Raw genomic sequence first — 23,032 nt, forward strand, 5'->3', positions numbered from 1 at the left:
AATAGTACAGAAACATGAATAAAATTACCCTTTTTTTATTACTAATCACCTTGACTACAATGGGTCAGCAAATCGAGATGGCTAAATTCTCAGAATTTAAACCCCGATCTATTGGACCAGCAGGAATGAGTGGGAGAATAACTGCGATTGATGTGGTAAATAATCAACCAAATGTTATGTACGTAGGTGCCGCCTCTGGTGGGGTATGGAAATCTGTGAGCGAAGGTGTGGATTGGAAACCTGTATTCGACAAACAACCAGTACAATCAATTGGTGCAATTGCGATACAGCAAAATAATCCTGATGTGGTTTATGTTGGAACCGGAGAGGGTAATCCAAGGAATAGTGTGAATGGGGGTTATGGAATTTATAAAAGCCTTGATGGGGGTGAAACTTGGAAATTGATGGGTTTGCAAAAAACCAGAAATATACATAGAATTATTATCGATAAAGACAATCCGAACACTGTCTATGTCGCAGCGATCGGTTCATCTTGGGGAGAACATGAAGAGAGAGGAGTTTATAAATCTTTAGATGGAGGAGAAACTTGGAAAAAGATACTCTTTGTCGATAATAAAACAGGTGCGGCAGATTTAGTAATGGATGCACAAAACCCTAACAAACTGATTGCGGCGATGTGGGAACACAGACGTAAACCATATACATTTCATTCCGGTGGACCGGGATCTGGTTTATATATCACCTATGACGGAGGTGCGAATTGGACTAAAAAAACGGATAAAGACGGATTGCCGAAGGGAGATTTAGGTAGAATTGGTTTAGCCATTTCAAAAAGTAATCCACAGGTGGTGTATGCCTTGGTCGAAGCTAAAAAAAATGCTTTGTACAGGTCTGAAGATGGGGGAATAAAATGGACTATGGTCAATGATGAGTCTAGCGGAAGAGGAAGCGGTGGCATTGGTAACCGACCTTTTTATTATGCCGATATATTCGTTGATCCACAAAATGAAAACCGAATTTATTCCATTTTTACCTATGTAAATTACAGCATAGATGGAGGCAAAACTTTTGAACAGCTGATGCCCGCCTACAATACAAGTGTAGGAGTTCATCCGGACCATCACGCATTTTGGATACATCCTGACAATCCGAAATTCTTAATGGATGGCAATGATGGCGGATTGAATATTTCCAAAGACCAAGGTAAAACCTGGCGTTTTGTAGAAAATTTACCTGTAGGTCAGTTTTACCATATCAATGCAGACAATGATTTTCCTTATAATCTCTATGGGGGTATGCAAGACAATGGTTCTTGGGTAGGACCAGCCTATGTTCTAAAAGACCAGGGGATCAGGAACAGCTATTGGCAAGAACTTATGTTTGGTGATGGTTTTGATGTGATTCCAGATCCGAAAGACAATAGATTTGGTTATGCCATGTCACAAGAAGGTTATGTGGGGAGATACGATCGAGCAACTGGATTGGCTAAAGGAATTAAACCTACACATCCTGATCCGGATGTTATTCTGCGATTTAACTGGAATTCTGCCATTGCCATGGACCCTTTTGATAGCAATACAATTTATTTCGGAAGTCAGTTTGTGCATAAATCAAGTAATCAAGGTCATGAATGGGAAGTCATTTCTCCAGATCTTACAACCAATGATCCTGAAAAACAAAAGCAATATGAAAGTGGCGGATTGACTATGGATGCTACGGGTGCAGAAAATTACTGTACCATTTTAGCTATTAGTCCAAGTGAATTACAGAGAGAACTGATCTGGGCGGGAACAGATGATGGAAATATTCAGATCACGCGCGATGGAGGAAAAACTTGGAAAAATGTCACACCAAAAAACATTCCTTATCCAAAAAATGGCTGGGTGGCACAAATAAAGCCCTCTAACTTTATCCCAGGTGAAGCCTATGCCATAGTTAACAATTACAGACAATTCGATTTTAAACCTTATTTGTTTCGCACAAGAAATTATGGCGATACTTGGGAAAATTTATTGACAAACAAAACCGAAGAATTTGGTTATACACTTTCTATGGTACAAGATCCTGAACAGAAAAACTTACTCTTTTTAGGTACAGAATTCGGATTATACTTTTCTATTGATGAAGGAGTGAGTTGGACAAAATGGACAGAGAATTTCCCCAGTGTTCCTACCATGGACATGGTTATTCACCCCAAGGAGCACGACTTAAACATTGCCACATTTGGTAGATCGATGTATGTTTTAGATGATATCAGACCTTTGAGAACGCTTGCAAAAGACGGAAAATCTATATTAGACAAGACGATTGCCATTTTTGAACCTCCAACAGCTTATATGGCAGAATACCAACAACCTACAGGAATGAGGTTTGGCGCAAATGCTATTTTTAGCGGAGAGAATAGAAAATCGGGTGCAATGATTACTTATAGCATCAATAAAAAAGATAAGGATGAGAAAAATCAAGAAACAGAGGAAAAGGAAATGAAAAAAGATTCTTTGGTCTTACAGATTTATAACCAAAACAAAGAATTAATCCGGACACTTAAAGAAGATATTCCGGAAAAAAGCGGACTCCATAGAATGTATTGGGGTATGAGAGAGAAAGGAGTTCAATCTCCTTCCAGAGAAAAGTCTAAAAGCAAAGATGAACCTCGCGGTATTGAAGTTTTACCGGGGAAATATGAATTGGTTTTGAGTTATGCAGGACAAAAAGATTCTACTTGGATTACCGTGGCCTATGATCCTAGAATTTCAATTTCAAATGAGGTTCTGATTCAAAAATACAATCTTCAAAAAGAACTTGAACAAAAAATGGATCTTTGTGCAAGAGCGACCGAAAGATTGATTGAGTCGAAAGAAATTGCAGAAGCCTACAAAAAATCAGCTACTAAAATTGATAAAAAAACCTATGAAAACATAATCAAATCCAGTGATAGTATCATTAGACAAATCGACGGATTTATGGATGACCTGATGGGTAAAGAAGATAAAAGGCAAGGTATTACAGCAACAGAAAAGCCTTCAAATATTTCTTATTTGTATCAAGCGAGAAGATACGTAGGTAACTTACAATCTAGTCCTGGTGAGACAGAAAGAATCTTAATCGAAAATGCCGATAAAAAAATTGATCCTATCATTAACAATATCAATCAATTTTATCAAACTGAATGGCCTACTTACCAAAAATTAGTAGAGAGTACTAACTTAACTCCCTTTAAGAAATACGACTTACTAAAATAAGGGCGATTTATAAAGAAAAAAATGGATGAGTATCGATAACACTAATTCAATACTCATCCTTTTAGCTTATTCATTTTTAAATGAAGTAATAAGGTTGTTAAACAACCTATTTATTTGATGGGACCAGGCATTTTTCTGATTCCCAGCTAGATTGATTCTGACCAATAACAATTGGATCTCCTTCACAATTGAGATATATCCCTTCAGGAGATCTTTTAAGAATTCTCAATTTTCCCGTTTTTATAGAATCGATTAAGGCAATGATTAATTCCTTTTCGGTCAAATTTGGATTTTCTCTAATAAGCTTGGCCCCATATTTATTATTGAAATCATCCATTTCCGAAGCGGGTAAATCAGGAATTTCGCCATCTTCTTTTATCCTTTTTTTAAAATCCTGGAAATTACCCTTTTCATGTGCTCTTCCTAAACTCAAAGCCGCATTTTCTCCAATGGCTTGACTCAATCTCGCCATCCAAAGACTATGCTTAAATGCATCTATTTTTCCTCCACTTGTAAATTGATCTAAACTATTTGAATTTTTGACAGAATCAGTAGTCCGTAATACTTCGGAGGTAACCATCATCCCTTTTCTGGCTTTAAAAAGATGTGTAACAACCCAAATTTGCTCAGGGCTACTGAGCTCAAAAAACCGTTTTACTTCCGGCTGACCATAACCTATTTCGATACCAGAAAAACAAATTAAACATATTAGCACAACCGACAACTTCCTCTTCATCTCAATTCATGTTCAAGAATTACTTTATACTAAACTCTTTTTGTTGATCGCCAATTGAAAGTTGGTACTTTCCTTTTGGTAGGTAATACTTACCGTTTTCTCTCTTATCAATTGATTGGTCTTTATTCTTTTTCAAATAATTCTTTAATCCCTTTTCGGAAAAAGAAAGATCGTAAGTTTTGTAATTGAAACCGGCATCAAAATTCATCGGATGTCTGGCCACTTCAATACCATTTTCAGTTTTGACTACTAAATCAGCCTCCGTATTTTTATTGGCATATACCGGAATACTCATTTCAGGTTCGTTTACTTCTCCCCAAGCTGAATATTTTTCGCCCCAATACTTACTGGTTTTAATATCTTCTAAGGTCAAAATTTCTAATGAACTGTTTTTAATTGCATTATACTTTTGGAGATCCGCGATATTCATTTTATAGATAGATCTTCCATGTGTTCCAATGACCAGATCTTTTGCGCTTGGTTGAACAACGAGATCATGAACAGCCACCTTGGGTAAACCTGTCTCTAAGGTCTCCCAATTTTTTCCTCTTTCAAAGGAAACATACGTACCTATATCATTACCTACAAATAAAATATTTTCATCACTCGGATCCTCGGCAATCACATTAATGGGAGAATTTGGTAAATTAGAAGAAATTGAAATCCATGTCTGACCCAAATTTTCTGAAACAAACAAATAAGGCTTAAAATCGTCATTCCTATAACCGTTTAAGGCAATATATATTCTTTTCTTATCATATTGAGAGGCAACTACTCTTGACACCCATAAGTTGCCAGGTAATTGATTAGTTATTCTTGCCCATGTAACACCCCCATTTTGAGTCACCTGTACCAAGCCATCATCTGTTCCCACAACCAACAACCCAAATTGCAAAGGACTTTCTGCAATGCTAGTAATCGTTCCATAAGGTACATTTCCCGGTTTGCCGCCAAGCGTTAAATCATCCGAAATAGCTTCAAAATCATCACCGCGGTTCATCGACCTGTGAAATTTATTACTCCCAATATAAAAAATATCTTTGTTGTGGTGCGACAATAAAATAGGAGTTTGCCAATTAAAACGCAAAGACGGTTCGCCGAGATCATGCTGAGGTTTAACCATTTTTCTTTTCCCTGTTTCGGTATTGATGCGATAATAATAACCAAACTGAAATCCGGTATACAAAATACTATCTCCCCTCGGATCTATCTGCACTTGCATGCCATCTCCACCCATTAAGCTCTGAAAAGGATATTTACCGCTTTGTTGATATCGTGTTGAGGCTTTGTAAATTGAAGGGCCCTTCCAAACTCCGTTGTCCTGTAATCCGCCATAAACATTGTAAGGCTTTTGATCGTCTACATTTACGGCGTAAAACTGTCCCACTTCAGGTTGATTATTTTTGATCCAAGTCTTTCCGTCGTCATAAGTAATGTTCACTCCTCCGTCATTCCCATTGATCAAATGACCTTCTACATTAGGATTAATCCAAAGGTCATGATGATCTGCGTGTACATTATCACCATCAATAGATTTAAATGTTTTACCACCATCTTTAGAAGCTAACAAAGGCACACCATAAATATAAATTTCATTCTCTTTTTTAGGATGTACATGTACTCTGCCAAAATAATATCCATAAGAATAATACAGATCATCAATATAACTGTCATGTGTTTTTTTCCAAGAATTCCCTCCGTCTACAGATTTATAAACTTCGGCGCCAATCACAGGCGTATCGAACAAATCGGCATTGGCATCTTTTAGGTAATTACTCAATTCAACAGGCAAGATTTCTCCAGATGCTACCATTTTCTTTACTTTCTCTGCACTGTATTTTTTAGGAAAATTATTGTCTTTTAAAAATGCATCGAGCTTTTTATTATCGAGATTGTCAAAGACAGCTTTGTCCATTTTTTCAAAATCTTTTTGCAACAATTCACCTTCTTCCCTTTTCTCTTCCTCTTTTTCTCTCCTCCCTTGGTTGTCAACTACAGCGTAAACAATTTGGTCGCTAAAAACCGCTAAACCAATTCTACCTACACCAGATCCTGTTGGAAACCCACTTTCTTCGGTTGAAACTTTTGTCCATGAATCTCCTCCGTCCGTACTTTTATAAATGCCAGAATTTTCTCCATTCCCCTTAAAATCCCATGCTTTACGCTCTCTTTCCCAAGCACCGGCATAAATTGTATTGAAGTTATTTGGATCCATTTCCATATCAATAATACCTGTTCCTTCATCGATAAACAAGGTGTGTTTCCATGTCTGTCCGCCATCAAGACTTTTAAAAACTCCTCTTTCCTTGTTAGGTGTGTAGAGGTGTCCGATAACAGCAACGACAATTTCATCTGTGTTTTTTGGGTTGAGCAAAATCCTGCTAATGTGATGTGAATCCGGCAATCCCATATTTAGCCAGGTTTTACCTTTGTCTGTGCTTTTCAAAATTCCTATTCCGGCATAGGATGAGCGCGAAGAATTTACTTCTCCGGTTCCCACCCAAATGGTTCCTTTTTGCCAATCAACAGCAATATCTCCGATATTCTGAGTTTCTGAATTATCCATGACAGGTTCGAACGATGTTCCGTTATTTTGGGTATACCAAAGACCTCCTGAGGCATAACCCACATAAAACTCGGTTGGATTATTTGGATTGACTTCGAGATCCACTACCCTGCCACTCATGATGGATGGGCCAATTGATTCAAATTTTAAGTTTTTTACCATCGAATCCTGAGCGGAAACAGTTGTTGTAATCAAAAAAAGAATGAAATAGAAAGTAATTTTTTGCATGATCTTGTATTGAAAATATATTGGTTTATGGTCTTAAAAATACTTCAATTAATTTCTCCAACAAAATAAGCGACACCTTTATTGAAATTTAGACAACTATTCAATATTTGTATACGAACTTCGGGGTACGATTCGAAGAATATTGACTAAATTTGTGTTCAATCCTATATTTTTCTCAATCATGAAATACCCACCCATAGAAAAGAATTTATTCGTAAAAAACAGAGCCAAATTTATCAAAGCCATGAAGCCAAATGCCTTGGCTATTTTTAATTCGAACGATATTTATCCGATTAGCGCCGATAGCACATTGCCTTTTGCGCAGCACAGAGATATTTTCTATTTATCTGGTGTAGACCAAGAAGAAAGCGTCTTGGTTATTTTTCCTGATTGTCCGAAAAAAGAGCACAGAGAAATTTTGTTTTTAAAAGAAACCAATGAGCATATCGCGATTTGGGAAGGTGAAAAATTGACCAAGGAGAAAGCATTTGAAACTTCCGGTATTAAAAAAGTTTATTGGTTGAAGGATCTCGAAAAAGTTCTGTTCGAATTAATGACCCAGGCAGAATTTGTCTATGTAAATACCAATGAGCATTACCGCGCGAATGTTGAGACCCAGACAAGAGAAGCACGTTTCATTAAATGGCTTCAAGAAAAATATCCTGCTCACAGCTATTTGCGAAGTCAGCCCATATTACAACGTATTCGTTCGATCAAAGAACCCGAAGAGATTGCGTTAATTCAGGAAGCTTGTAACATTACTGAAAAAGGTTTTAAAAGAGTCCTACAATTTGTAAAACCGGAGGTAGCAGAATACGAAATAGAGGCAGAATTTATCCATGAATTCACTAAAAATAGGGCCGATGGTTTTGCTTACACCCCAATTATCGGTTCAGGATATAACGCTTGTGTTTTGCACTACATCGAAAATAACCAAGTTTGTAAAAGCGGTGACGTTATTTTGATGGACGTTGGGGCAGCCTATGCGCGATATGCCAGTGATATGACCCGTTGTGTACCTGTTTCAGGAAAATTTAGTCCTAGACAAAAAGAAGTTTACAATGCCGTCTTGCGCGTCAAAAATGCAGCGGCAAAGATGTTAAAACCAGGTGTAATTTGGGCCGATTACCATGTAGAAGTTGGAAAAATAATGACCGAGGAACTGATTGGTTTGGGCTTGTTGACAAGAGAAGATGTAAAAAACGAAAATCCGGAGTGGCCAGCCTATAAAAAGTATTTTATGCACGGCACTTCTCACCATATGGGATTGGATACACATGACTACGGTATCTTGACAGAACCAATGAAGCCTGGCATGGTGTTTACTGTTGAACCGGGGATTTATATCCCCAACGAAAATCTGGGTATCCGTTTAGAAGATGATTATGTGATCCAAGAAAAAGGAGAAGCCTTTAACTTAATGGCAAATATTCCGATTGAAGCAGATGAAATTGAAGCTTGGATGCGAGAAAAAAAATAATGACGTCTACCTATAAAAATATCAGTGTTCATTACACAGTTTCAGGCAAGGGAAGATCGGTCGTATTATTGCACGGCTTTCTAGAAAATCTGGGTATGTGGGTTGAAATTGCAAAAGTCCTTTCACTTAAATATAAAGTTATTTGTATTGATTTGTTAGGCCATGGCAAAACCGAAAGTATAGGATATATACATACCATGGAAGACCAGGCTAAAATGGTGAAATTTATCCTTAACGAACAAAAAATTAGAAAAAGTGTTTTTATTGGGCATAGTATGGGTGGTTATGTTGCTCTTGCTTTCGCCGAATTATTTCCAAAAAATGTAAAAGGGCTGTGTTTGCTCAATTCGACCCCTGCCCCTGATGATGAAGAAAAGCGAAAAAATAGAGACAGGGCCGTGATTGCCGTAAAAAAACAACATACTAATTTTGTAAAATTAGCTATTCCGAACTTATTCTCTGAAGAAAATAGACATCGTCTGAAAAAACAAATTGACGCCGTTACAGAGGAAGCCCTAAAAACTAGTGTTCAAGGAATAGCAGCTGCTTTAGAAGGGATGAAAATTAGGGAAGACAGAACTAAATTTCTTCATCAGTCTGATTTTCCTATTTTAGTGGTGATCAGTAAAAATGACCCGGCGATTGATGTGTATCATTTAGAAAAACTAGTTCGGGCTAGTAAAGCTCAGAATCTCATTTTGTGGGATGGACATATGAGCCATATAGAAAATACCCAGGAAGTTTTACATGGTTTAAGTAAGTTTTGTAAAGAAGTTTATAAATCGCAATAGCATGAAACACTTATTTATTTTCTTGTTTTTTTTGACCAGTTTAAATGTCTTTGGACAAACTAAGGTAGAAAAAAAAGCTGCAGAGCAAAAAGCTTATGAAAATTTAAAAACACAGTTGAACAATACTGATTTTCAATTTATTGCTGATTGGGCAAATACTCAAAAGGGAAGAAGAATTAACCTTATTGGAAATCCTAATTTTTTGAATTATGGCGATACCAAGATTGAAGCGGACTTACCTTACTTTGGTGTGGCCCAAATGACAGGTTATAATTCGACAGGAGGAATAAAGTTTATTCAAGAAAATCCGGTAATAAAAAAGGAGTTAAACGATAAGAAACAAAATATAATATTGAAGTTTGAGGCTCAAAATGGGAATGAGTCATTTAATTGCACTCTGACCTTGTTCAAAAACAATACAGCTACTTTATCTGTTTTTAGTAGCAACAGAAATTCAATTTCTTATGACGGTAGAATTACATTTAAAGAGCAATAATAAAATGTTATTCTTCTGATAATGCATTCCAACCACGCGCAATTAATTTGATTTTTTCATTGGCACGAGTCGTAAGCGCACAATCTTGGGATTCATCCGCAATGTAACCGATAACGGTCAAATTTGGATTTCCTTTGATCTTGTCAAAATCCTTTTGGGAAATTGTGAATAGCAACTCATAATCCTCTCCGCCGCTCAGCGCTATTGTTGTACTATCCAAATTAAATTCTTCACACGTAGAAATTACTTGGGGGTCTAATGGAATTTTATCCTCATAAATAACACAACCTGTCTTAGATTGTTTACAGATATGCAGAATCTCGGAAGACAACCCATCCGAAATATCGATCATGGCCGTAGGCTTCACTTCAAGACTTTTTAATAATTCTACAATATCTTTTCGAGCTTCGGGTTTTAACTGACGTTCTACTAAGTAAGTATAATTCTCTAACTCCGGTTGTGCATTTGGATTTACCTGAAAAACCTGCTTTTCTCTTTCTAATACCTGCAGGCCCAAATACGCCGCACCTAAATCTCCGCTTACTACAATTAAATCATTTACATTGGCGCCACTTCTGTAAACCAAATCTTCCTTTTTTGCTTCACCAATAGCCGTAATACTAATCAATAAACCTTTGGTAGAAGAGGTAGTGTCACCCCCAACCAAATCGACACCGTATTTTTCACAAGCCAAATATATACCAGCATACAATTCTTCTATCGCTTCTAAAGGAAATCGATTTGAAACGGCAATAGAAACGGTAATTTGTTTTGCCATTGCATTCATGGCATAAACATCGGAAATATTGACCATGACAGCTTTATATCCCAAATGTTTTAGCGGCACATAGCTCAAATCAAAATGAACACCTTCAACCAATAAATCGGTTGTGACAACAACTTGATCCTTACTTTGCAAAACAGCGCAATCGTCGCCTACTCCTTTAACTGTAGATTTGTTTTTGATTTTAATTTGTCCGGTCAAATGTTCTATCAATCCAAATTCTCCCAATTCAGATAAAGATGTGCGCGATTGTTCTTTATTTTCTAGCATGCTGCAAATTTAGGTAGAATTTCGCTTAGTGTAAAACCCTATAATTATCCTATTTTTATTCTCTTAAAATTTTGTTTTGCAAACCGTCATCGGACATATTCTCAGCCAAGCTTTTAAAAAAGCCAAAAAAGTACCTTTAAAAAAAGACGATAAGTTTATATTCTTTAGTGATTTACATAAAGGAGATAATAGCTATGCCGATGATTTTGCTCAAAACATGGCCATTTATAACCATGCACTCAAACATTACTTTGATGAAGATTATACCTATGTAGAATTGGGGGATGGCATAGAATTGTGGGAAAACACCTCTTTTGCACCCATCTATGCAACTTATAAAGACACCTTTGATCTGATAAAGCTTTTTAACTTAAAGAAAAAACTGTATCTGGTCTGGGGTAATCACGATATGGAATTTAGAGATCCTAAAATGGTGGAAAAAATTCTACACTTGCTCTATACTCCTAAAAACATTTCTGATAAAGACATTTATTTCGACTTAAAATATTACGAAAGTCTACTTTTTGAAATAGAAGGAAGTAACAAAACAATTTTGGCCTTTCATGGACATCAGGCAGATTACATGAATTATGTACATTGGAAAGTTAATCGATTTTTTGTGAGATACTTTTGGCTTTACTTGCAAAAATGGTTTGGAATCAATGACCCTACCAGTCCAGCAAAAAATTATAGGAACCTCATCAGAGTTGAAAAAAATCTAACTAAATGGATCTTAAAAAACAAAAATCAAATGATTATTTGTGGTCATACCCACAGACCGCGATTTCCGGATCCTGGAGAAATTCCATTATTTAATGACGGTTCTTGTGTTCACCCCGATTGTATTGTTGGCATAGAAATTGTAGATTTACACATTTCATTGATAAAATGGTCTTTGCAAAGAAACGTGGATGGTACTACGCAAATAGAAAAAACTACTTTAGAAGGTCCAACGGCATTAAATAAATTTGTTTAATAAAGTATATGAGGTATTAAAATCCTCTATTTTTTCTCTAATTCCCAACCCTATGAAATCCTTCATCGCTTTTCCAATGTTCCTCGTCGTTCTAATTTGCACAAACGTACAAAGTCAAACCGATAAACTCTATGATTCTATCTCAATCTTCCAAAAAAATGTAAATAAAAATAAATTTCAGTTCAAACCTGAAAAAATTGGTGACATGTCTATTTCTCAGGAAAAACCACGCAGATCTACCTATTCTGCAGGAGAAGTTTTAGAGGATATAGGCCGTGTTGGATTGACATTGGTATTAAATGGACTTTTTGGCGATTATACAGATACCTCGATCGATGACACTGACGAGGTAGATTGGGTACTTACAAGTCGTTTAAATTGTGCTATTCCAAGTTATAACTGGGAAATACAGATCCTTACCAAAGGCATCCATTACAAAGAATTCAATGCCTATGGGTCCGAATTAGGCTCTAACAGTCAAAGAGAAGTTTGGTGGGATGACAGTACTACGGGCATGATACTGCATCAAAAAGATACTATTTCCAGATTCGTTTTGTTCGTCAATCCAGATATCAATCATATTATAGAAAAGATGGCTCCAGATGATTTTGAAGACCGAAAGGTTGGTATCATGAACAACCTTCATGATACATTCGGACAGGGTAGTTTATTTTTATGGCATATAGATTTTGCCATCATTGGCAAATTTAGAGGTGATGATTTTGCCGCTGTCTGCAGTGAACAAGCAGGGAAATACTGGATTTTTAGAAATGGTATTCCACAAGGTATTCTTCAATTTCCACAAAATTTATTGTTTCAGCAATCTAAAAAATCTGAAGAAAGACATTTGCTTGTCGCAAAAAACGCCGCAAACCTAAGTACGGATCTTCTAAGGTTATCTATGCTCTATTATTATTTTAGATCGAATTTCGAAACCCCAGATTAATAATTTGCATAAAACCTTCTCAGCCTATCGTCTACTTGAGCATAGATTGGTTTTGTAAATTCTACAAACATTTGCTGAGGCGGAATGGGCTGTGCGTATCTATTCTGACATAAATTCCATTGCAAATCATTCAATGCTCTCTTATCGCCTTGGTATGTGGCCCAATCGTGAAACCAAACATATTGTCCCGGTAAGTCCTCATTGACTAAGTTTCTATTCACATCTAAATCTTCAATATTTAAATGAACCAATCCGCGTGAACTAACTTCAATATGGAAGTTGGTTAATTCTGCTGCAACCGTACCATAAACTTCTTTGGTTCGTCCATTATCTAATTTGGTTTCCCCAATTTTCACGGAATCTCTTGAAACCTCTTCAATTTTTTCTCGGGTATGCGTTTCTCCTACGACAAAATCTTCGAATCGAATCACCAAATTTTGGTTGATCTCTTGCTGAGGTCCATTTGTATTTCCCTCATTGTATACAAATCGTACAAACCTTTCTTGCTCTATGCGCTGCAGCGTGTTTTTAACCTGCTGGTAAAAAGTTTCTGCACTTAGCTCGTATGTTCTAGACTGAATAGGTTCAAAAATAGTATATACTTTTAGAAGCGCTAATTCGAATGAAAGATTTAGCTGCTCGTTTACATTTTTGTAACCTGGTACAAACTGGTCTGCCTTTTCATAAAATCCATACGCCGCTTTTGCATTATCTCTTCCTCCCAAACTCAACAATCTTTCTCCTTCTGCATATTGCTCCTCTGCCGCAAGGGGTAAAAGTCTATTGTATTCCGTATAATATTTTTTAGGATTTTCTACAGAATTCATCGCAGCCGGGCTTTGGGCAATTTTTTCGTAAAGATCGTTCAACTGTCCATAGAGATATAACTGATTGGTATTTCTGAATTGACTATTCAAAACACCTTCTTTTTCGAGTTTGTCTATAAAATCATTAACAGCATAAGGATAGGAAGCTTTTAAAGTAGCCTTCGCCTTCTCATTATTGGGGTTACTTTTGAGCTTTTCAACCGACATGATAACCGCCTGATAGTAATTTCCCTGGTCTAACATTTTTTGTGGAGAACTACAAGAAAGAAGAAAAACCATTAGGAAAGAAATCCCTAAAGACCAATTTTTGATTAGTTTGATCATGATAAAATAATTTATTCGATTTTTAAACGAAAAGATATTGGGTTTATTTCATCAATCATCACATTCCTCTTGCCAATTGAATTTTTTCATAGGCTTTTTGAACCTCTCTGAATTTTTCTTCAGATGCCTCTATTTGAGCGCTGGTTAAAGTCCTTATCTTATCTGGGTGATATTTTTTTACTAATTTTCTGTATGCCGATTTAATTTCTTCGTTTGAAGCGGTGTTATCCAAACCTAAAATAGCATAAGAATTTCTTGATACAGTTTGTTGTTCCTTGTAAAACAATCTTTTTACTGATTCGAAGTCATAACTACTAATATACAGGTAATTAGAAATGGATTTTAACTTATTCACTTCAAGTGCTCCAACTTGTCCATCGGCCTTGGCTACATTAAATAAAAACCGCAATAAATTAATGCGTTCTGCCATTTGCATGTGCTCATTTACATTTAAACAGACCTGCCGAGTATTGATTTTACTCTTGCTTTGGATGATGCTTTTAAACATTTTGAAAGCACTGTTAGCCCTTTCTTTGCCGTACATACTTAGAAAAGCATTTCGCACAAAATGAAGTTCTCTTTGGTTAATATTTCCATCCACCTTAATCACAACAGCCGCTAAAAAAAGTACGTTAATCTCAAAACCTACCGCCTTTTTATGGGTACTATCAGTTTGGGTATACTGAATCAATTGACCCAAAACATATTCATCAAACAAATAACCCAAGCCAAAGCCTATAAGACCCCCCACTGAACCGGCGATAAAAAACCCAAGAAAAGCAAGTATAAATTTTGAAAATCCTTTCATAACAATGTGCAAAGATAAACTTCTCTTTTCACTTTTTATTTTATCATAATAAAGAAAAACACCCAATTAATTTAACTTCCTCATTCTTTGAATTAGCCTTATATTTGCAATCTTAAATCGATTAAAAAAATTAAAATATGTATCCAGAAGAATTAGTAAAACCTATGCGCCAACAATTGGTTGACTCAGGTTTCCAAGAATTAAAATCTGCTCAGGATGTTGAGGAAGTATTGAGCAAAAAAGGAACTACTTTGGTTATGGTGAATTCTGTGTGCGGTTGTGCCGCCGGAACTGCCAGACCCGGTGCCATAGCTTCTTTACAATATGTTAAAACTCCAGATCATTTAACCACAGTTTTTGCAGGAGTAGATACAGAATCTACCAACAAGGCCAGAGAAATGATGGTACCTTTTCCTCCCTCATCTCCTTGTATCGCATTGTTTAAAGATGGTGAATTGGTACACATGTTAGAAAGACATCATATCGAAGGTAGATCTGCCGAAATGATTGCTTCTAATTTAGCAAGTGCTTATGAAGAGTTCTGTTAGCTGTCAGGCGAACTAAAGAATTCATATATTTAACCTCCATTTATTGGAGGTTTTTTTATGGATAAAATTGAAATAATAAGACAAACTGAACTGTTTGTTCAAAAGGTTTTGGAAAACGCTGAATCTGGCCACGATTGGTTTCATATAGATCGTGTGAGAAAAAACGCTAAATATATTGCTCAAAATGAAACTGCAGATTTATTTATTTTGGAATTAGGTGCTTTGCTTCATGATATTGCAGATGCAAAGTTCTATGATGGAAATGAAACCGTTGGACCCAGAAAAGCGCAAAACTTTTTAGAGGGATTAGATGTTTCTGATGACGTGATAGAACAGGTTGTCAAAATCATAGAAAATATTTCTTTTAAAAACACCTTATCAGATCGCCATTCTCGGTTTGACTCAATAGAACTAAGAATTCTTCAAGACGCAGATCGTTTGGATGCTATTGGAGCCATTGGTATCGCGAGAGCATTTAACTATGGTGGATTTAAAAACCGGCAAATGTACCATCCAGAAATTCCGCCCAAGCTCGATATGACGAAAGAAGAATACAAAAAATCCGAGGCTCCTACCATCAACCATTTTTACGAAAAATTGTTGCTCTTAAAAGATCAGATGAATACCGAAACCGGGAAAAAGTTAGCCGAAGAAAGGCATCAATTTATGCTTACTTTCTTAGATCAGTTTTACGCAGAATGGAATGCAAAAAAAGCGTGATTTAACCCTTCAATTCAAATTCTTTTGAACCGTTTTTTACTCAATTTTTCATCTAAAAATTAGGCTTTCTCTTTTCTAAAAAAGCAGTTGTTCCTTCTACAAAGTCTTCTGTGCCAAAACAGTTTCCAAATTCGTTTATTTCTGTTTCAAAACCACTTTTTGCATTCTGGAAGCCGGCATTGATTGATTTGATGGCCGAGGCAATAGCAGAATACGAATTATTCGAAATTCTATCCGCAATTTCTTCGCAAAATGAAAGTAAACTTTCTTGTTCTACCACGTGGTTAACCAACCGGTAAGACATAGCTTGATCTGCCGTTAACATAGTTGCAGACATTATCATTTCCATAGCTTTTCCCTTACCAACCAGTTGGGGTAATCTTTGAGTCCCACCGTAACCTGGAATAAGTCCTAAGGTAACCTCGGGCAAACCCATTTTTGCATTTTTACTCGCCACGCGCATATGACATGCCATTGCCAATTCTAATCCCCCCCCTAGCGCAAAACCATTCACAGCTGCAATCACAGGAGTTGGTAATTTTTCGATAAAATTGAACAATAATTCCTGACCTTTTCTTGCCAAATTCGAACCTTCAATCACGTCAAAATCTGCAAATTCAGAAATATCTGCCCCTGCCACAAAGGCTTTCTCGCCACTACCGGTTAAGATCATTACTCTAATATCCTCATCTCTATGCATGGCATCTATGGCATTGTGCAATTCTTGGATCGTTTCTGCATTAAGTGCATTGAGCTTTTTGGGTCTGTTAATAGTGATAAGCGCCAAATATGCTTTTTTTTCTACTAAAATATTGTTGTATTCCATCCTCTTAATTTTTAGGTAAGGTTACTATAAAGGTTGTTCCTTCATTAATTTCTGAGTTAAATTGTATGGTGCCACCATAGGCTTCAATGATATTTTTCACCATAGAAAGGCCCAATCCCATGCCACTGCTTTTGGTTGTAAATTTAGGTTCGAATATTTTTTGGGCATCGCTTTCGGTAATCCCTTCTCCATTATCTGCCACCTGAATAATGATATGTTCAATTGTTTCTAAAAGTCGCACATCGATAAAAGGATTCTTTTGGTTTTGTAAAGCTTGAATTGCATTTGTCACCAGATTTGTTACGATTCTAGTCAATTGAATTTTATCCAAATTCGCATAAATCATTTCTTTATCAGGATGAAATTGAATAAATGGTTCGTGAAAAATATCCAGGGCAATTTTTACTTCGTTTACCACATTCAATCTTTCTTTATTCTGTTTAGGCATTTCGGCAAAGCTTGAAAAAGCACTGGCTATGGTACTCATGGTATCTATTTGTTGAATCAGGCTTTCACTAAACTCGGAGACTTTTGTTTTGATATCAGGATCTTTAGGATCAAAAGTGTGCTCAAAACTTTGTATGGTCAAGCGCATTGGTGTTAAGGGGTTTTTAATTTCATGGGCCACCTGACGAGCCATTTCGCGCCAAGCTTGTTTTCTTTCAACTTCGGCCAATTTTACAGCACTCACTTCCAACTGATCTACCATTTTGTTATATGAATTGACCAATGCATAAATACCATCGTTCGTATCATCTAAAATAATTTTTTCGTTTTTGGTGCCTAATTCTGTAGCTTTTAATCTTTCGCTTACATATTGAATAGATTTGGTGATATAATTAGATAAAAAATAAGCGATCAAAATGGCCAGAAACAAAATCACCAAATACACCATAAACAAACGTCCTAAAAATTCTCGCAACTCTTTATCCTGGAAAGAATTATCTTGAAAATAAGGCACCCCAATAATACCCACTCTTTTGAAACTCGGGTTTAAAATAAAAGAATAGGACGATCTGTACTTTTTATCTTTCCCTGATTCTAAAAAAACTACTTCCCTATTATCAGGGTTATTTCTAATCTTGTTGAGAACATCTTCATTTAATTGCTTAGTTCTTCCTGCTTCGCTAATTCTATTAGAACTACCGATAAGTTTACCATTTAAATCATAAATATTCATATCGATATTATGAATATCAGAAATTTCATTGATTTTTTGACTAATTATCCTTACCGCTGAAGTAGTGTCTAAAGGATTCTGGGCGTTATGGTATAACTCATAAGTCACAGCCGATTTAATGGCCTCTTCTTTTCTTTCTAATCTTTTTTGATGGTAATCTTCGGTCTGTTCATTGTATTGATAAATGGTTATTGCCGCAATCAATATAGATGCCACAACAACCAATAGTATCATCGAAATAAAAATACGCGTACGAAGTGATACCGATTTAAGGTTCATGAATTTTTTTTTTATAAAGATAACAAAAGTGTTATTTCTTTATTCCGCCGATTCTATTTAACGCAGGGAATCGATAAAAGAATCAATTCCGTTTAAGCCTTGGTCTGTCAAACATTTCACAAAAGCTGAGCCTATGATGGCTCCTCTGGCATATGTGGTTGCCTGTTCAAAAGTGTCTTTATTCGAAATTCCAAATCCAACAATTTGCGGTGTACTTAAATTCATTGCATGAATTCTTTCAAAATAAGCACTCTGTACATTTCCAAATGAATTTTTAGCTCCCGTTGTACTTGCCGAACTCACCATGTAAATAAATCCTTTAGAAATTTTATCAATGAATCTGATTCGTTCTTCACTTGTTTGGGGCGTAATCAAAAACACATTGATCAAACCGTGTTTCGAAAACACTTCTTCATAGTTATCGTGAAAAACATCCACAGGTAAATCAGGTATAATTAATCCGTCTATCCCCACTTCAGCACATTTCTCGCAAAACTTTTCTACACCATATTGCAAAATAGGATTAAAATATCCCATGATAATAAGCGGAATTTCAACTGTTTTTCTGATATTTTTTAGCTGATCAAATAGCAAATCACTCGTCATTCCGTTTTTTAGAGCTTGTGTACTACTTTCCTGAATGGTTGGTCCATCAGCAAGAGGATCAGAAAAAGGTAATCCAATCTCGATCATATCTACACCATTCTTTTGCAACTTTTCTATAATCACTGCGGTATCATTTAGTTCAGGATATCCCGCAGAAAAATAAATAGACAATAGTTTTCTATTTTCTTTTAGTTTTTGATTGATTCGATTCATGGCTCTACGCTTAGGCTAGATTAAAGTATTTGATATAGGTATTGAGGTCTTTATCCCCTCTTCCAGACAAATTGATTACAACAATATCATCGGGTTTAAAAGATATTTTTGAAAGAACTGCCAGGGCATGAGCGGTTTCTATGGCAGGAATTATTCCTTCCAATTTACTCAATTCTAAACCTGCTTCCATTGCCTCGTCATCTGTGGCATTTAAAAATTCTGCCCTTCTTGTCTGAAACAAATGAGCATGTTGTGGTCCAACCCCTGGATAATCCAATCCGGCTGATATTGAATAGGGCTCAACAATCTGGCCATCTGCCGTTTGCATCAAGATCGTTTTACTTCCATGGATAATACCGATTTTTCCTAAAATAGAGGTCGCAGCAGATTCTCCTGAGTTTACACCCTTTCCTGCTGCTTCAACAGCTACTAGCTTTACATTCTCATCATCTAAATAATGATAGAAAGCACCGGCAGCATTCGAACCACCACCTACGCAGGCTATCACGTAATTAGGGTTTTCAGTTCCTTCATGCTCCTTTAATTGCCATTTCATTTCTTCTGATATCACCGATTGAAATCTAGCAACCATATCGGGATATGGATGAAATCCTACTACAGAACCTATAATATAATGTGTATCAACAGGATTATTGATCCATGCCCTTATGGCTTCATTGGTAGCATCTTTCAAAGTCTTACTCCCTGATGTGGCCGGAACAACTCTAGCACCCAACATTTTCATTCTCGCAACATTAGGCGCCTGGCGGGCAATGTCTATTTCTCCCATATATACCGTACAATCAAGTCCGGCTAAGGCACACACAGTGGCCGTGGCTACGCCGTGTTGACCTGCTCCCGTTTCTGCAATGATTCTTTTTTTACCAAGGCGTTTAGCAACAAGAATTTGTCCGATCGTATTATTGATTTTATGAGCACCTGTATGGTTTAAATCTTCTCTTTTTAAGTAGATTTTGGCTTTATATTTATCAGAAAGTCGTTCTGCTAAATACAAGGGCGAAGGTCTTCCTACATAATCCTTTAACAAACCTTGAAACTCTTTTTTAAAATCCGGATCTGCCATGATTTCAAGATAGTTTTCTTGGAGTTCTTCCATATTTGGGTACAACATCTCAGGTACAAAACTACCTCCAAATTCGCCGTAATAACCCTTTTCGTTTGCGTGATAATTCATCATATTTTTTTTAATTCAAAGAATTCAACTCTTTTGTGAATGCATCTATTAATTTGATATCCTTTTCTCCAGGAGCTACTTCAAATTTACTGTTTACATCTAAAACCTTACATTTCCTTGCACTAGGTTGATTCAAAAATTTGTTTATTTTATCCAAACTTTCTATGCCAATTCCACCACTCAAAAAGTAGGGTTTATCAAGGTTATAACTGTTGAGAATATCCCAATCAAAGGAAATGCCATTTCCACCTTTTTCTTTCCCTTTTGTGTCGAACAAAAAATAATCCACTGTTTCTTTGTAAGTTGTTAACTGTTGAAAATTAAAACCTTCTATAACAGCAAAAGCTTTAATTATTTCTAATTTCTTCATTCCAGAATCTACAATTTTCTGTTTTAAAACATTGATATATTCAACGGATTCATCGCCGTGTAACTGAATGGCTTGGAGATTATATTTTAATGTTAAATTGACCAATTGATCTATTTCTTCATCTACAAAAACTCCTGTTTTTTTTATTGTTTGGGGTAGTTTAGGCATATTTCCTTCAAAGTATCTTTTAGATTTTGGATAAAATATAAAACCCATATAATCAGGTAATAATCGAGATAAAGCCTCAATATTCTCCTGATACTTCATTCCGCAAACCTTTATTTTAACCATGATACAAGTCTTGAATAAAATCTATTGCGGCTAATCCAGGATCTGTTGTTTTCATGAAATTTTCGCCAATTAAAAAACCCTGAAACCCACATCTTTTTAATTCCAAAATGGTCGAAACATTGCTAATACCACTTTCAGATACTTTTACTTTCTCTTTTGGAATCAATTCCGATAAACTTTTACTGATTTCAATACTTACATCAAAAGTTTTTAGATTCCTATTATTGACGCCCACCAAATCGACGCACCCAAGAGGAGACTTTTTTAATTCTTCTTCGTTATGCACTTCCAAAAGAACATCCAAACTCAAAGATTTTGCCAAAGCAGACAAATCTTTTATTTCAGAACTATTTAAGACGGCAGCAATGAGTAAAATAGCATCGGCACCAAAGGCTCTAGCTTCGTATATCTGGTATGGATCGATGATAAACTCCTTACGTAAAACGGGAATATCCACACTATTTCTCACCTGTATTAAATCATCTAATGCACCACCAAAATATTTTGTATCGGTTAATACCGATATCCCAGAAGCACCTGCCATTTCGTAGCCCTTTACTACTTCAACAACACCATTTTGATCATTGATTATCTGCTTTGAAGGCGACTTTCTTTTGAACTCACTAATGATACCGCTTCCGGTTCTTATTGAATCGGCCAACGAATAAGTTTCTCTTTCAAATAATGGTGAATGCTTATAAAATTCAATCGGAATTAAAGACTTTTTTGCCTCTACTTCTACTCTTTTGTCCTGAATGATTTTATCTAGGATATTCATGACTTTTTAATTTGATAAAGCTATTAATGTTTTAAAACTGTCTAAGGCTCTTTTATCTTGAAGAGATCGCTTGGCAAGCTCAAAACCTTCTTGGTGACTTGTGTTTTTCACTATCGAAATGGCCAATCCTGCATTTGCGCAAACCACATTATTCTGTGCACTATTGCCCTCTCCGTTTAATATTTTTCTAAAAATTGCAGCACTCTCTTCAATTGTTTTTCCTCCTTTTATTTCTTGTTGATTAAGCATTGACACACCAATTTCATCAGGAGAAAACATTCTATTCTCTTTGTTACTAATGATCTTTGTCTGTCCTGTTAAAGAGATCTCATCATATCCGGCCAAATCGTGTAAAATGGCAAAATTTTTATCCGTGTTTTGATATAAATAACTGTACATTCTCGCCAATTCCAAATTAAATACGCCTACCAATTGATGCTTTGGAAAAGAGGGGTTCACCATAGGCCCGAGCATATTAAAAAACGTTTTTACACCCAATTCTCTTCTAATTGGTCCGACATTTTTCATTGCCGGATGAAAAAGTGGTGCATGCAAAAAACAAATACCCGCTTTATCAATTGCATTTTGTAACACGCTTTGTTGGTTTGAAAATTTTACTCCCAAATACTCCAATACGTTTGAAGAACCGCAGTTGGAAGAAACACCATAATTTCCGTGTTTGGCCACTTTTACACCTGCTCCAGCTGTGACAAAAGAGGCTAAAGTAGAAATGTTAAAAGTATCCTTTCCGTCTCCTCCTGTTCCACACAGGTCTATTGTTTCAAAATCAGACAGATCTATGGGTAAACAAAGATCTAACAGCGCCTCCCTAAAACCGTCCAACTCTTCTACAGAAATGCTTCGCATCATATAAACCGTTAAAAAAGATGCGATTTGACTGTTGTTATATTTTCCTTCTGAAATATTTACCAAAACCGTTTTCGCCTCATTCTTGCTGATACGTTCGTGCTGAATTAATCGATTTAAAATTTCTTTCATAGCTTTTCTCTAATGTTCTATCCAATTTTTTAAAATAGCTTTTCCGTGTTCTGTTAGAATAGATTCAGGATGATACTGTACAGCACGGACATCATAGTCTTTATGCTTAATAGACATGATCTCGCCGTTTTCATCGATGGATGTGACGATCAAATCCTTTGGTAAGTCGCTCGAAACTACCCAGGAATGATATCTTCCTACCTCAAAATTTTGCGGAAGATTACTATATAAAACCTCATCCGGCTCGGTTAGAAAGATGGGTGAAGAAACGCCGTGATACACCTGACTTAGATTCTCTAATTTCCCACCAAACACCTCAGCAATAGCTTGTTGCCCCAAACAGATTCCCAAAATACTTTTTGTCGCGGCATATTTTTCAATAATCGGTTTCAACAATCCTGCTTCATCCGGAATTCCCGGTCCTGGAGATAAAAGAATTTTGTCAAAATCCTTAACTTCTTCCAAACTGAGTTTATCGTTTCTTTTTACAACTACATCACAATCTAAATCCTGCAAATAATGTACGAGATTGTAGGTGAATGAATCGTAATTGTCAATAACTAATATTTTCTTTGACATCGCTTTTGCTGAA

General features: G+C 36.2%; 21 protein-coding genes. 8 read left to right on the forward strand and 13 right to left on the reverse strand.

Translation table 11 applies throughout. The features are described 5' to 3' along the window. Positions 1-14 precede the first annotated feature (14 nt). Positions 15-3,203, forward strand: coding sequence for a WD40/YVTN/BNR-like repeat-containing protein (locus ACFQ39_RS00745; RefSeq protein ID WP_377175441.1), 3,189 nt, complete (start codon positions 15-17; stop codon positions 3,201-3,203). Between the two features lie 106 nt (positions 3,204-3,309). On the opposite strand, the gene ACFQ39_RS00750 is transcribed toward ACFQ39_RS00745, so the two are convergent. Beyond that, positions 3,310-3,939 (reverse strand): DUF6973 domain-containing protein, encoded by a 630-nt coding sequence (locus ACFQ39_RS00750; RefSeq protein WP_377175443.1) that lies wholly within the window; start codon positions 3,937-3,939, stop codon positions 3,310-3,312. Between the two features lie 19 nt (positions 3,940-3,958). After that, positions 3,959-6,733 carry a WD40/YVTN/BNR-like repeat-containing protein gene (locus tag ACFQ39_RS00755; RefSeq protein ID WP_377175445.1) on the reverse strand — a complete coding sequence of 925 codons (2,775 nt, stop codon included), beginning with the start codon at positions 6,731-6,733 and terminating at the stop codon, positions 3,959-3,961. 181 nt (positions 6,734-6,914) lie between these two features. Between ACFQ39_RS00755 and ACFQ39_RS00760 the strand changes: the two genes are divergently transcribed. The 3 genes from ACFQ39_RS00760 to ACFQ39_RS00770 are packed head-to-tail and all read left to right on the forward strand — an operon-like array spanning position 6,915 to position 9,500. Further along, positions 6,915-8,213 carry an aminopeptidase P family protein gene (locus ACFQ39_RS00760; protein ID WP_377175447.1) on the forward strand — a complete coding sequence of 433 codons (1,299 nt, stop codon included), beginning with the start codon at positions 6,915-6,917 and terminating at the stop codon, positions 8,211-8,213. Next, positions 8,213-9,004: an alpha/beta fold hydrolase gene (locus ACFQ39_RS00765; RefSeq protein WP_377175449.1), complete on the forward strand. Its 792-nt coding sequence runs from the start codon at positions 8,213-8,215 to the stop codon at positions 9,002-9,004. Before ACFQ39_RS00760 ends, ACFQ39_RS00765 begins: the two co-directional genes overlap by 1 nt. A 1-nt stretch (position 9,005) precedes the next feature. Then, the gene (locus tag ACFQ39_RS00770; protein WP_377175451.1) at positions 9,006-9,500 is read left to right on the forward strand and encodes a DUF4251 domain-containing protein; all 495 of its coding nucleotides are present in this window, start codon (positions 9,006-9,008) and stop codon (positions 9,498-9,500) included. A 7-nt stretch (positions 9,501-9,507) separates the two neighbouring features. Here ACFQ39_RS00770 and thiL read toward each other — a convergent pair whose 3' ends face one another. Continuing rightward, positions 9,508-10,554, reverse strand: coding sequence for a thiamine-phosphate kinase (gene thiL, locus ACFQ39_RS00775; protein ID WP_377175453.1), 1,047 nt, complete (start codon positions 10,552-10,554; stop codon positions 9,508-9,510). Between the two features lie 76 nt (positions 10,555-10,630). Between thiL and ACFQ39_RS00780 the strand changes: the two genes are divergently transcribed. Next, the gene (locus ACFQ39_RS00780) at positions 10,631-11,530 is read left to right on the forward strand and encodes a metallophosphoesterase (RefSeq protein ID WP_377175455.1); all 900 of its coding nucleotides are present in this window, start codon (positions 10,631-10,633) and stop codon (positions 11,528-11,530) included. A 52-nt stretch (positions 11,531-11,582) separates the two neighbouring features. Next, complete coding sequence (locus ACFQ39_RS00785; protein WP_377175457.1) at positions 11,583-12,476, forward strand: hypothetical protein; 894 nt, start codon at positions 11,583-11,585, stop codon at positions 12,474-12,476. On the opposite strand, the gene ACFQ39_RS00790 is transcribed toward ACFQ39_RS00785, so the two are convergent. Then, the gene (locus ACFQ39_RS00790; RefSeq protein WP_377175459.1) at positions 12,473-13,627 is read right to left on the reverse strand and encodes a hypothetical protein; all 1,155 of its coding nucleotides are present in this window, start codon (positions 13,625-13,627) and stop codon (positions 12,473-12,475) included. The two genes, ACFQ39_RS00785 and ACFQ39_RS00790, sit on opposite strands and share 4 nt — an antisense overlap. A gap of 58 nt (positions 13,628-13,685) precedes the next feature. Continuing rightward, positions 13,686-14,435, reverse strand: coding sequence for a TerB family tellurite resistance protein (locus tag ACFQ39_RS00795; RefSeq protein WP_377175460.1), 750 nt, complete (start codon positions 14,433-14,435; stop codon positions 13,686-13,688). 137 nt (positions 14,436-14,572) lie between these two features. Here ACFQ39_RS00795 and ACFQ39_RS00800 point away from each other — a divergent pair, with 137 nt between their 5' ends. Then, the gene (locus ACFQ39_RS00800; RefSeq protein WP_377175462.1) at positions 14,573-14,983 is read left to right on the forward strand and encodes a BrxA/BrxB family bacilliredoxin; all 411 of its coding nucleotides are present in this window, start codon (positions 14,573-14,575) and stop codon (positions 14,981-14,983) included. A 57-nt stretch (positions 14,984-15,040) separates the two neighbouring features. Next, positions 15,041-15,703, forward strand: a complete 663-nt coding sequence (locus ACFQ39_RS00805) for an HD domain-containing protein (RefSeq protein ID WP_377175464.1) — start codon at positions 15,041-15,043, stop codon at positions 15,701-15,703. Positions 15,704-15,755: 52 nt separating this feature from the next. Here ACFQ39_RS00805 and ACFQ39_RS00810 read toward each other — a convergent pair whose 3' ends face one another. The 8 genes from ACFQ39_RS00810 to ACFQ39_RS00845 are packed head-to-tail and all read right to left on the reverse strand — an operon-like array spanning position 15,756 to position 23,019. Then, the gene (locus ACFQ39_RS00810) at positions 15,756-16,529 is read right to left on the reverse strand and encodes an enoyl-CoA hydratase/isomerase family protein (protein WP_377175465.1); all 774 of its coding nucleotides are present in this window, start codon (positions 16,527-16,529) and stop codon (positions 15,756-15,758) included. A gap of 4 nt (positions 16,530-16,533) precedes the next feature. Continuing rightward, a complete protein-coding gene (locus ACFQ39_RS00815; protein WP_377175467.1) occupies positions 16,534-17,988 on the reverse strand; it encodes a sensor histidine kinase in 1,455 nt (484 codons plus the stop codon). Positions 17,989-18,045: 57 nt separating this feature from the next. Then, a complete protein-coding gene (gene trpA, locus ACFQ39_RS00820; protein WP_377175469.1) occupies positions 18,046-18,807 on the reverse strand; it encodes a tryptophan synthase subunit alpha in 762 nt (253 codons plus the stop codon). A 10-nt stretch (positions 18,808-18,817) separates the two neighbouring features. Further along, positions 18,818-20,002: a tryptophan synthase subunit beta gene (gene trpB / locus ACFQ39_RS00825; protein WP_377175471.1), complete on the reverse strand. Its 1,185-nt coding sequence runs from the start codon at positions 20,000-20,002 to the stop codon at positions 18,818-18,820. A gap of 10 nt (positions 20,003-20,012) precedes the next feature. After that, positions 20,013-20,663: a phosphoribosylanthranilate isomerase gene (locus ACFQ39_RS00830; protein WP_377175472.1), complete on the reverse strand. Its 651-nt coding sequence runs from the start codon at positions 20,661-20,663 to the stop codon at positions 20,013-20,015. Then, the gene (gene trpC, locus ACFQ39_RS00835; protein WP_377175474.1) at positions 20,656-21,441 is read right to left on the reverse strand and encodes an indole-3-glycerol phosphate synthase TrpC; all 786 of its coding nucleotides are present in this window, start codon (positions 21,439-21,441) and stop codon (positions 20,656-20,658) included. The genes ACFQ39_RS00830 and trpC overlap by 8 nt, the downstream gene beginning before the upstream one ends. 6 nt (positions 21,442-21,447) lie before the next feature. Beyond that, positions 21,448-22,440: an anthranilate phosphoribosyltransferase gene (trpD, locus tag ACFQ39_RS00840; protein ID WP_377175476.1), complete on the reverse strand. Its 993-nt coding sequence runs from the start codon at positions 22,438-22,440 to the stop codon at positions 21,448-21,450. 9 nt (positions 22,441-22,449) lie between these two features. Further along, positions 22,450-23,019, reverse strand: a complete 570-nt coding sequence (locus ACFQ39_RS00845) for an anthranilate synthase component II (RefSeq protein WP_377175478.1) — start codon at positions 23,017-23,019, stop codon at positions 22,450-22,452. Between the last annotated feature and the right edge of the window lie 13 nt (positions 23,020-23,032).

The sequence above is a fragment of the Namhaeicola litoreus genome, from assembly GCF_042679565.1.
GTDB classification, from domain to species: domain Bacteria; phylum Bacteroidota; class Bacteroidia; order Flavobacteriales; family Flavobacteriaceae; genus Namhaeicola; species Namhaeicola litoreus.